Source organism: Pseudomonas sp. OG7 (genome assembly GCF_014192825.1).
Taxonomy (GTDB): domain Bacteria; phylum Pseudomonadota; class Gammaproteobacteria; order Pseudomonadales; family Pseudomonadaceae; genus Aquipseudomonas; species Aquipseudomonas monteilii.
Genome location: NZ_JACHYK010000004.1, coordinates 502,988 through 513,066, shown reverse-complemented (window position 1 = coordinate 513,066; position 10,079 = coordinate 502,988). Strand labels below are relative to the sequence as shown.

7 protein-coding genes and 2 pseudogenes are annotated in these 10,079 nt (G+C 62.5%); 6 read left to right on the top strand and 3 right to left on the bottom strand.

What is annotated here, in order from left to right:
• The 3 genes and pseudogenes from FHW75_RS13150 to FHW75_RS13140 form a co-directional block, all read left to right on the top strand.
• Positions 1-882 (top strand): annotated as a pseudogene (locus FHW75_RS13150) (hypothetical protein); the annotation flags it as partial.
• Positions 882-2,000 (top strand): DUF6708 domain-containing protein, encoded by a 1,119-nt coding sequence (locus tag FHW75_RS13145; RefSeq protein WP_159266041.1) that lies wholly within the window; start codon positions 882-884, stop codon positions 1,998-2,000. The pseudogene FHW75_RS13150 and the gene FHW75_RS13145, both read left to right, overlap by 1 nt.
• A 71-nt stretch (positions 2,001-2,071) precedes the next feature.
• The gene (locus FHW75_RS13140; RefSeq protein WP_174244668.1) at positions 2,072-2,584 is read left to right on the top strand and encodes an HIT family protein; all 513 of its coding nucleotides are present in this window, start codon (positions 2,072-2,074) and stop codon (positions 2,582-2,584) included.
• A 415-nt stretch (positions 2,585-2,999) separates the two neighbouring features.
• Here FHW75_RS13140 and FHW75_RS13135 read toward each other — a convergent pair whose 3' ends face one another.
• Positions 3,000-3,926 (bottom strand): LysR substrate-binding domain-containing protein, encoded by a 927-nt coding sequence (locus FHW75_RS13135; protein ID WP_159266040.1) that lies wholly within the window; start codon positions 3,924-3,926, stop codon positions 3,000-3,002.
• A gap of 300 nt (positions 3,927-4,226) precedes the next feature.
• On the opposite strand from FHW75_RS13135, the gene FHW75_RS13130 reads away from it, so the two are divergent.
• The 3 genes and pseudogenes from FHW75_RS13130 (at position 4,227) to FHW75_RS13120 (ending at position 5,860) form a co-directional block, all read left to right on the top strand.
• Complete coding sequence (locus tag FHW75_RS13130; protein ID WP_183673855.1) at positions 4,227-4,673, top strand: acetyltransferase; 447 nt, start codon at positions 4,227-4,229, stop codon at positions 4,671-4,673.
• A gap of 213 nt (positions 4,674-4,886) precedes the next feature.
• Positions 4,887-5,054 (top strand): annotated as a pseudogene (locus FHW75_RS13125) (EmrB/QacA family drug resistance transporter); the annotation flags it as partial.
• A 68-nt stretch (positions 5,055-5,122) separates the two neighbouring features.
• Positions 5,123-5,860: a GntR family transcriptional regulator gene (locus FHW75_RS13120; RefSeq protein ID WP_027609526.1), complete on the top strand. Its 738-nt coding sequence runs from the start codon at positions 5,123-5,125 to the stop codon at positions 5,858-5,860.
• Positions 5,861-5,882: 22 nt separating this feature from the next.
• Here FHW75_RS13120 and FHW75_RS13115 read toward each other — a convergent pair whose 3' ends face one another.
• Together FHW75_RS13115 and FHW75_RS13110 are read right to left on the bottom strand one after the other, a co-directional pair.
• Entirely contained in the window at positions 5,883-8,966 is a 3,084-nt protein-coding gene (locus FHW75_RS13115) for a MexW/MexI family multidrug efflux RND transporter permease subunit (RefSeq protein WP_025754930.1), read from the bottom strand.
• A complete protein-coding gene (locus tag FHW75_RS13110) occupies positions 8,963-10,060 on the bottom strand; it encodes an efflux RND transporter periplasmic adaptor subunit (protein ID WP_159266039.1) in 1,098 nt (365 codons plus the stop codon). Before FHW75_RS13110 ends, FHW75_RS13115 begins: the two co-directional genes overlap by 4 nt.
• Positions 10,061-10,079: the final 19 nt, after the last annotated feature.

Genomic DNA, 10,079 nt, shown 5'->3' with positions numbered 1-10,079 from the left:
ATTCGTCTGAGCGAAGCCGCTCGAAATGGACAATCGCTCAGCTCTCAACGCAGCGGTGGCCAGATTGCACGCTTTCTGGACCAGGCCTGGGCTGAAAGCCTGATGCAGGCAGACGGCAAGAAAAGTGACTTCTACAAGGTGCGGGCCGCCAGCTTGGTCTGCCTGCTGGAAGGCATGCTGATGGCGTTCAAGGCGCGGGAGCTGCCCGACAGTGATGCGCGAGTGAAGACCGAACTCCTGGCGGCTGCGATGACCACGGCAGCAGCTGGCTTTGAAATCGGCGCCAGCTATGTGGATCAGGTGGCAACCCGATATGGCGCGAAAAGTGTGACCGGGAGAGGGGCTGCGGCAACCTTGGGGAGGTTGAAGTTGTGGGGGGCTGGTCTGGCTGGTTCTGGGGGGCTGGTATTGGCGTGGTGGGACTTTGCTGACGCAGCCGAGAACTTTAAATACCGCCAGCAGGAACCTTCTGGACAGGGCACGAAAAAAACCAGAACGTTGGCGTTAGCATACGCAATGCGCGCGCTGGCAACCATCACGCTCTCCCTGGCAGAAGCAGGAACAGCAATTGCTATAGCAAAACCTTTGTTTGATCATCTCGCTCATAGCGCTAAAAGCAAAGTTGTGAGGATGCTCGCCACCTCGATGGGTGAGCTTGCAAAAAAATTGGGAACACAAGCAGCTCGCCTGCTACTTGCGCGTTTAGTACTTGGCGCCTTTTGGGTAGGCCTCGCACTCACACTCATCATTTACTTCTTTGAAGATGATGCTCTAGAAAAGTGGTGCAAACGCAGCATCTTTCGGATCGAAAAAAACTCCAAGCCCCACGAAGAACAGGATGAGCTGAGCGCCCTACATTCAGCTTTCAGGGAGGCTTTATAATGTATCTGATCGAATGGGGCTTCTGGCAAATGGCAACTGAGTCAGAGCATGCTCGGAACGCGTATGAAGCCGAGAAGACGCCGGCAGAGAAGCGCACAAGGAGTAATTTTTATGAGGCTGACTTGGACGAAGAAATACATTTCCGTCAAGTCAGCAAAAACCCTCTGGTACGCGGCCCTGTTTATGCATTCAATGAAACATTCATGGAGATGCGCTGTGGCGGCTCGGAAGAGAAACGTGGCCTTATTACATTAGTCACGCTAGGCGGAGTGCTCCCCGGTATAGCGTTCGGTACTATCATATCTGCCGGATCTATTTGGCTTGACTTCACCCAGCCAGAATCCAGCTCCTTTTTGACAGTCATACTGGCTATTGCGTTGGCCTTGGCTTCAGGGTCAGCACTGTATTTCTATTCAAAGTACGGCATAAAAATCAGCCGACTGGAAATGCTTACCAGCCGCCATCTGCTCATTCGATTCAACCGAAAAACTCAGCAGGTCCACCTCCACCGCCCCGGCTACTGCGGCGGCATCGTAACCTTCCCATGGAAAGCAACCGGAAGTACGGGCATCAATCCAGAAGATGACTCACTTAGCGTGGGCATGCGACTCGGCCTGGTCTGGCACCCCAGCCGTACCGGCTTACCGCACATGGAAATGGCCTTCATCGGCAAACAAGGCCAAGGCGGCAGTGAACTCCGCGACGAGTGGGAGTTCATCCGCCGCTACATGGAAGAAGGCCCGCACGCCGTCCCCCGCCCTCGCCTGAGCACCCAGCTGCCCTCACCCATCCAGGCCTTCAGCGCCCAGTTCGAAGGCCTTGGTCGCTTCTTCCGCAAAAGCAGCTGGCTGTTCAAAGTCGTCCTGCTCATGATCTGGCCCGCGTTCGTCATCATCGGCACAGGCCATTGGCTCAGCCTGCTGCTGTGCTGGCGACCGCACTGGCCGAAAGTGATCCGCGAGGCCGGCATGCCCGGCAAGCCCGTGCCATCAGTGACGACGCTCAGCGACTACCCGTCAGCCATCCAGGAGCGCCTGCTCGCCAACGCCGACCGCTGGCAACTCAAGCCTGGCAGGCGCCCGGCGAAAAAATCGCGCAAGCGCAGCGCCCACCCATAAACCCTTCATGCCATCGCGACAGGTTACCGGCCCTGCGCTAACCTGCCCGCTTTGCCACAGGAAGGCGTGAAATGCAGGCGAACTTGGACATCCCCTCCCGCTTCATCATCCACGAAACCCGGCACTGGGTGCTGAACCACCGCATGAACAGCGCCCTGCCCGGTTACCTGATGCTCAGCGCACGGGCGCCGGTCAACTCACTGGCGGCCCTGCCCGTTGAGGCCCAGGCCGAGCTCGGCATTCTCATGGCGCGCACGCAGCAGGTGATGGAAGCGCAGCTGCAACCGGCGCGGTTGTACATGGGCCGGTATGGCCATGACGCGGGGTATGCCATCCACTTCCATTTCATCCCTGTTTACCCTTGGGTCGAAGCGCTGTTCTGGGCAGACGAGCGATACCGGGCGCTGCAGGCATTGGGCTGGACCGATAGCGTGCAGCCGCAAACCGACGGCGCCGAGTTGACGCTATACGTCTGGCGTGAGTTTTGTGAGCGCCCTGAACCACCGGCGATACAAGGGTATTCAGTGGACGAAGCCATTCCCCTGTTGCGCAGCGCATTCTTGGACGGCTGCGCGCCGTATTGACTGAAATGGAAGCCTCCATGCGCCCCAACAAGGCTTGCCCCGTAGTCCTTTCATCCTCGCTGCCTGCAAAGATCCTGCTGTTTCGCCACCCTCAGGCCAGCGGCGACTCCACCACCTGCAGGCCATCCCCCGGCTGCACCAGGCAGCTGGGCAGTACACCGATCAGGTCACTGCTGCGCAACACCTCCAGCAGCATCAGAAAGCTCGGCACCGACAGGCATACCCGCCGCGCCCTGCCGATACGCGCGAGCGCTTCATCGCTGACGCCGTGAACGGCACCGCTGCCCAGCGAGACGATTGCGTGCGCCAGCGTACAGAAGGTGTCGAGGTCCAGGTGCCCGGTGGCCCGATCGACATGCGCCGAGCAGTAGTCTGATCCCGTGCGATGCTCGCCTGATTCTGCAAATGATCGCGGCTAGAGCCCAATGGCCACCTCACGCTCGCCGCCCATGTACTGCGCCAGGCGACTGCGCAACCAGCGTTCGGCAGGGTCGCTGTCGGTGGTGCTCAACCAGACCATGGCCAGTTCCAGTGCAGCCGTCTCGAACGGCAACGTCTCGGCCTGAAGGTTGCCCCAGCGCTCCATGCCTTGCGCGGCATAATCCGGGCAGCAGGCCAGCAGGTCGGTGCCGGCCAGAATCGCCGGCAATGAACTGAACTGCGGCACCGACAACACCACCTTGCGTTCACGGCCGATTTCTTTCAGCCAGTCGTCGACCACGCCCTGCGTATTGGCGGTGGGCGAGACCTGAACGTGCGGGCGGGCGCAAAACTCATCCAGTGTCAGTGGGGTGGCTGACTTGTCGGCCCGCACCACCCTGCCCTGCAGGGTGCGCAGCACCTTGCGCTTGGCATTGGCTGGCAGCCCTCTGGTCTGGCTGATGCCAACCGTCACATCGCCTGCTGCCAGCAAATCCGGTATGCGCCAGTAATCCACATGCTGCACAACCACCACCACGTTCGGCGCCTCCACCCGCAGGGCCCGCAGCAGTGGCGGCAGCAAGCCCGACTCCACGTCATCGGACAAACCGATGCGAAACGTCATGTTGCTGGTCGCCGGGTCGAAGTCATGGGACAGGCTGAGGGCGATGGACATCGCATCCAGCGCCGGGGTGAGGTACTGGATCACCTCTTCGGCCCTGGCCGACGGTTCCATGCGGTTGCCCACACGGATCAGCAACGGGTCGTTGAACATCGCCCGTAACCTGGCCAGCGCGGCGCTGACCGTGGGCTGGGCGATGAACAGTTTTTCTGCCGCACGGGTGAGGTTGCGCTCCTGCATCAGGGCTTCGAACACCACCATCAGGTTGATATCGGCTTTGCGCAGTTCGTTTCGGTTCATTGGCGCTCCCGGGGCCATGCTTGTTTTGCGGGTCAATTGCAGCATTGACAGTAATCCTGACCCAGTCAAAGGTGCAGACTTGTATCGCCAGTGCTGGCAACCTACTTTCCAAAGCCCGAATCAGGCTGCGTTGCCCCAGACAACCCAATCCGGGTACCCTTCCCACTCTTCCCTTCCGGCTTCCCCTGCCGTGCACCGCCCAGGCGTTGATTCGCGAAGCGGTCATTCATGATGCCGCCCCTTGCATGGCCGCCAATCCCCGGCGTGCCCACCCGCCATCAATACATTCAGGATGACCTCATGATCATTCGCCAAGGCAATGTTGCCGACTACCCGCAGCTGCTCGACATCTGGCTGCGCGCCGTGCCCGCGACGCACCACTTTCTACAACCCGCCGACATCGACGCGTTGCTGCCACAGCTGCGCGACATCTACTTCCCGGCCGTCGAGCTGTGGGTAGCAGTCGACACAGATGACCAGCCGCTGGGCTTCATCGGCTTCAACGAGCAGCATGTGGAAATGCTCTTCGTCGACCCCGACCTTCATGGGCAAGGCATCGGCCGCGCGCTGCTGGACTTCGGCCGCCAATCGCGCCATTCAATGAGTGTCGACGTCAACGAGCAAAACCCGCAGGCTGTGGGCTTCTACCGGCATTACGGTTTCATCCAGACAGGCCGTTCGCCGCTGGATGGCGAGGGCCGGCCATTTCCGTTGCTGCACATGAGCTTGCCCATAGGGAGTGATTGAGACGCACGCATGGCAATGGGTCACCAGGTGCTTGCCGTTAGATATGCAACGCCTTCGAAATCGAGCGCCGCGCGGGCGGCGCTCGATCTCACAGACGCCGCATCAATTACGTCGAACAATAAGAAAAACAAGAAAAGCCCTGAACACCCACAATTATGTTTCTTAATTAATGCCAAACACGCGATCTAGACTCACTAATTCTCCCTTTACCCGCTGGGGGCGAGCCTGAGCGCCGACAGTGCCGACAACGTGATCATCCCGTCCACGGTGGTGCGTGGCATTGGCCAGCCGTTCATCATGGTGGCGTTGTCGGTGCTGGCGGTGGCCGGGCTGGACAAGCGCGAGCCCGGCTCGGCTTCGGCGGTGTTCTCCATGCTGCGCGCCCAGCGGGCCGCGTGAGGGGGCTGGTACACTGTGCCTCCACACACTGTGCCCGACAGACCAACCGTATGAACCCGACGCGCTACGCCATCGTGGCAAAGGACTTGATGCAAGGCATCGCCAGCGGCCGCTATCCGGTGGGCAGCCTGCTGCCGACCGAGTTCGAGCTGTGCGACCTGTACGGCGTAAGCCGGCACACGGTGCGTGCGGCCATCGACCAACTGCTCGGACAAGGGCTGGTTTCGCGGCGCAAACGCGTGGGCACCCGGGTGGAGGCCAGCAGCCCGCTCGGTGGCTATTCACAGTCGCTGGCCAGCGTGGCCGACCTTGCACACCTGGCCGAAACCCAGCAGCGGGAAATCCAGGATGTGAGGCACTTCGTCGCCGACCTGAGCGAGGCGACACGGTTAGGGTTGGTACCGGGGGAGCATTACTTCTGCGTGTCCAGCATCCGCATCGACCGCCTGCACAGTGCCGCACCGCTGTGCTGGACCGACGTGTATGCGCAGCGCGACTATGCCCAGGTCATCGAACTCGCCCGCGAGCACCCCGACCAGCTGATTGCCGGGTTGATCGAACAGCACTATGGCCGGGCGATCGCGGTGGTCGACCAGCAGGTGCGGGCGGTGTTACTGAGCGCAGAAATGGCCTGCGCGCTGAAAGCCGAGGCGGGCTCACCGGGGCTGAAGATCATTCGCCATTATCGCGAGGAAAACGGCGATTTGATGGCGGTTTCAGAGACGGTGCATCCGGATGACCGCTTTACCCTGGTCACCCAGATGCGCCGGGATCGCTCGCCTGTCTGATCCCAGGCACGCAAGGCCGCTCCTAGAGGGGCCGCAATTGCTGCTCGGCCTCGATCAATTGCTTGCTGCGCACCGACACCACCCGATGATCCCGCGCCAGCCACCCATACACCGTCGGCAGCACGAACAACGTGAACAAGGTGCCCACCAGCATCCCGCACACAATCACCACCCCCAGCCCGAAGCGGCTGTTGGCCCCGGCACCACTGGCGAACAGCAGCGGCAGCACGCCAAAGGTCATCGCCGCCGTGGTCATCAGCACAGGCCGTAAACGTATCTGCGCAGCGCGGACGATAGCCGCCGCCCGATCAAGGTTGTCGCGCACCTGGATCTCGTTGGCGAACGCCACCATCAGGATGCCGTGCTTGCTGATCAGGCCAATCAACGTCACCAGTCCGATCTGCGTGTAGATGTTCAACGTGGCCCAGCCCAGCGCCAGCGGCAGCAGCGCACCGCAGATCGACAGCGGCACGGTCACCAGAATGATCAGCGGATCCACCAGGCTTTCGTACTGCGCCGCCAGCACCAGGTAGATCACCACCAACGCGGCAATAAACGCCCACATCAGGGCAAAGCCCTCCTGCACGTACTGCCGTGATTCCGATTGCCAGTCGTGGCTGAAGCCAGGCGGCAACTCACTGGCCAGCTGCTCAAGAAATGCCACGGCATTGCCCATCGACACACCCGGCGCCAGTATCGCCTGCAAGGTGCTGGCATTTTGCTGATCGAATTGCAGCAAGCGATTAGGCGCAACCTCGATATCCAGGTGCACCACCGTGGCCAGCGGCACCAGGCTGTCGTCCTCGGCGCGCACATATTGGCGGTTCAACGCTGCAGGCGTCAGGCGCTGGTCCTGAATGCTCTGCGGAATCACGTCGTAGGAGCGTCCGAACAGGGCGAAACGGTTGAGGTACTGCTCGCCCACCAGCACACCCAGCGACTCGCCGATGGCCTGCATGCTGATGCCCAGGCTGGCTGCCTTGGCCCGGTCGATGCGCACCTTCACCACCGGGTTGTTGTAGTCCAGGTCACTGTCCACCACGGCGAACAAACCACTGTCGCGGGCACGCTGCTTGAGGGCTTCCATGGTCTGGTACAGCTCGGGGTAGTCATGGGCACTGCGCAGCACCATCTGCACCGGCAAGCCTCCGCTGGAACCCGGTAGCGAGGCCACCTGGAAGGCGAAAATGCTGCTGCCTTCGATGTCCGCTACCGCCTGTTGAAGCTGCGCCTGCACCTGTGCAGCAGAGCGCTCGCGGGCCTGCCAGGCACTGAGGTTGATGCCGCCGAAACTGGCGGCCGGGCCGTCGGTGCCGTTGATGATCCAGGTGTCGGTGGTTTCGGCAATGGACTTCATCACCTGGTCGAGCTTCTGCGCAAAGCGTTCCGCATAGTCCAGGCTGGCATGCTGCGGCGATTTGATAGCCGTGAGCACCGCCGCCTGGTCCTCGGGGGGTGCCAGTTCGCGCTGTGGCAGCAGGTACAGCCAGGGCAGGCTCAGGCACACCAGCAGTCCCACGCCGCCACTGATCCAGCGATGAGACAGGGTGTAAGCCAGCACCCGCCCGTAAGCCCCGGTCAGCGCCCCGAACAACCGGTCCGCCAGGTTGGCCAATGCGCCGTGCTGCTGACCGGGTTGCAGCAGCAGCGAGCTCATCACCGGCGACAAGGTAAGCGCCACCACCCCAGACACGATCACCGCCCCCGCCAGGGTCAGGGCGAACTCGCGGAACAGCGTGCCGGTCAGCCCGCCCATCAGCCCGATTGGTGCATACACCGCCGCCAGCGTGAGGGTCATGGCAATCACCGGCCCGGCAATTTCCCGCGCCCCGGCCAATGCTGCAGCAACCGGCGACTTGCCCTCCTCGATATGGCGGTGCACGTTCTCCACCACCACGATGGCATCGTCCACCACCAGGCCGATGGCCAATACCATCGCCAGCAAGGTCAGCAAGTTGAGGCTGAAGCCGAACAGCAACATCAGGCCTGCGGCGCCGAGCATCGACAACGGGATGGCCACCACCGCGATCAACACGCTGCGCAGCGACCCCAGGCACAGCCAGATCACCAGCACCACGATCAGCATCGCTTCTACCAGGGTGCGCAGCACCTCGTGGATCGAGGCGTCGATGAAGCGTGCGGTCTCGTAGGCCAACGCCACATGCACGCCCGGTGGCAGGGTCTGCTGAATCTGCGGTAGCAGCTGGCGAATGCCCTCGACAATCACCAGCGGGTTGCCGGTTGGCGTGGGGAACAAGCCCAGGTGCACGGCCGGTTTGCCATCCATGGTGGCACTGGTCTGGGTGGCCGCCGCACTCAGCTCGACGGTGCCGACATCGCGCAGGCGTACCAGGTCGGTGCCCGCGTTACGGATGATCAGTTCGCGAAAGTCCTCGACCCGGGTGAGGTCGGTGTCCACCTGGATGTCGGCCAGCACGTACTGGCCGCGCACCTGGCCAGGCGTCGCCTGGTAGTTGTTGGCACGCACTGCCTGCGCCACATCGGCTGCCGTCACCCCGCGCCCGGCCATCCGCTCGCTGTCCAGCCACAGGCGCATCGCCAGGCGCTGCCCGCCGAACGACTGCACCTTGGCCACGCCGTCGATGCCGGAGAACTGCGGCTCCACCACCCGCGACAGGTAATCGCTCAGCTCGGGTATCGACAAGGTATCACTGGCAAAGCCTACGTAGGCCACGGCAGTGGAGTCACCTGCCGACAGCTCCACCACCGGGTCGTAGGCTTTTTCCGGCAGGCGATAGCGCACCTGATTGACCTTGGCCATGGTCTCGGCCAGCGCCTGGGTCGAGTCGCGGTTCAGCACCATGCGCAGGGTAATCAGGCTGCGCCCCTGCTGCGATGACGAGGACAGGTAGTCGATGCCCTCCACCGAAGACACCGCCTGGGTAATCGGTTGGGTCACGAAGCCTTGCATCAGCTCGGCAGAGGCCCCGGGATACTCGGTGCTGATGGTGATGGTCGAGCTTTCCAGCAACGGGTACTGGCGGATCGGCAGTTTGCCCATGGCAAACAGCCCCAGCAGGATGATCAGGCTGCTGACCACCAGCGCCAACACCGGGCGGCGCACGAAGACGTCGGTGAACTTCACGATTGCCGCCCTCCCTGGCTGGCCTGCAGGCTGTCCTGGGCCACCGGCTCGACAGACATGCCATCGTTCAGTTTCAGCTGGCCAGAGACCACCACCTGATCACCCGGCACAAGGCCAGAGATCACCTCCACCAGCCCCTGCCAGCGCTCACCGGTGGTGACCTGCACCCGTTTCACACGGGTGCCTTGCTCCGCGTGCCGGGTGGCGACGAACACCGTCTGCCCATAGGCGGTGTAGGTAATTGCGGTTTCTGGTACGGCCAGCACCGTCGACGGCTGTGCCGCGTCCAGGCGTACGCTGGCGTACATGCCCGGCTGCAACTGCCCGTCCGGGTTCACCAAGGCGGCCTGCACCTGCACCAGGCGCGCCTTGCTGACAACCGGGTCGACCGCCACTACCTGGGCCTTTACGCCTCGGCCGCGCACGGCATCCACATCCAGTACCAGCACCTGCCCCACCTGCACGTCGGGCGCAGCCTGCTCGCCCAAGGAGAAGTTGACGTGCAACTGGCGGGTATCTGCCAGGCTGACGATGGTCTCGCCAGCGCCCAGGTATTGGCCCTGATGTACCCGGCGAATGCCCAGCTTGCCGGCGAACGGCGCACGGATGGCCTTCTGCGCGATCAACGCCTCGACGTGCTGCAACTCGCCACTGGCCACATCCACGGCAGTGGCGGCGTTATCGAACAGCTCCTGCGATACAGCATGCATAGCCAACAGTTTGCGGCTGCGCTGCAACACCACTTCGGCGTTACGCAGTTTGGCCCGCAACTGCTGGCGCTGGGCCTGCTCCGGGGCGTCATTGAGCTGCACCAGCACCTGCCCGGCGGTGACGGTCTGCCCAGACTCGAACGCGATACGGGTAATGCGCCCCGCCACCTCGGCCGCCACCTGCACCTGGTTGACCGCCTCCAGCTCCCCCGAGGCAAAGTTCTGCCGCGCCACCTGCACCTGCTCGGCCGTGGCCAACGCCACCTTGGTTGCCGGCCATGCGGCAGCAGCGGGTTGCATCGAGCTGTTGCCCACCAGCGCATAGGCGCCCGCCAGCACACCTGCCACAACGCCGGCACAGGCCAGTAACGTCCTTTTGTTCATGCAGTGCTCCGATCAATCA

Excerpts from the sequence above, each read along its gene's own strand:
- FHW75_RS13135 (WP_159266040.1), bottom strand. The coding sequence starts at position 3,926 with ATGAACCGAAACGAACTGCGCAAAGCCGATATCAACCTGATGGTGGTG.
- FHW75_RS13145 (WP_159266041.1), top strand. The coding sequence starts at position 882 with ATGTATCTGATCGAATGGGGCTTCTGGCAAATGGCAACTGAGTCAGAG.
- FHW75_RS13130 (WP_183673855.1), top strand. The coding sequence starts at position 4,227 with ATGATCATTCGCCAAGGCAATGTTGCCGACTACCCGCAGCTGCTCGAC.
- FHW75_RS13120 (WP_027609526.1), top strand. The coding sequence starts at position 5,123 with ATGAACCCGACGCGCTACGCCATCGTGGCAAAGGACTTGATGCAAGGC.
- FHW75_RS13140 (WP_174244668.1), top strand. The coding sequence starts at position 2,072 with ATGCAGGCGAACTTGGACATCCCCTCCCGCTTCATCATCCACGAAACC.
- FHW75_RS13110 (WP_159266039.1), bottom strand. The coding sequence starts at position 10,060 with ATGAACAAAAGGACGTTACTGGCCTGTGCCGGCGTTGTGGCAGGTGTG.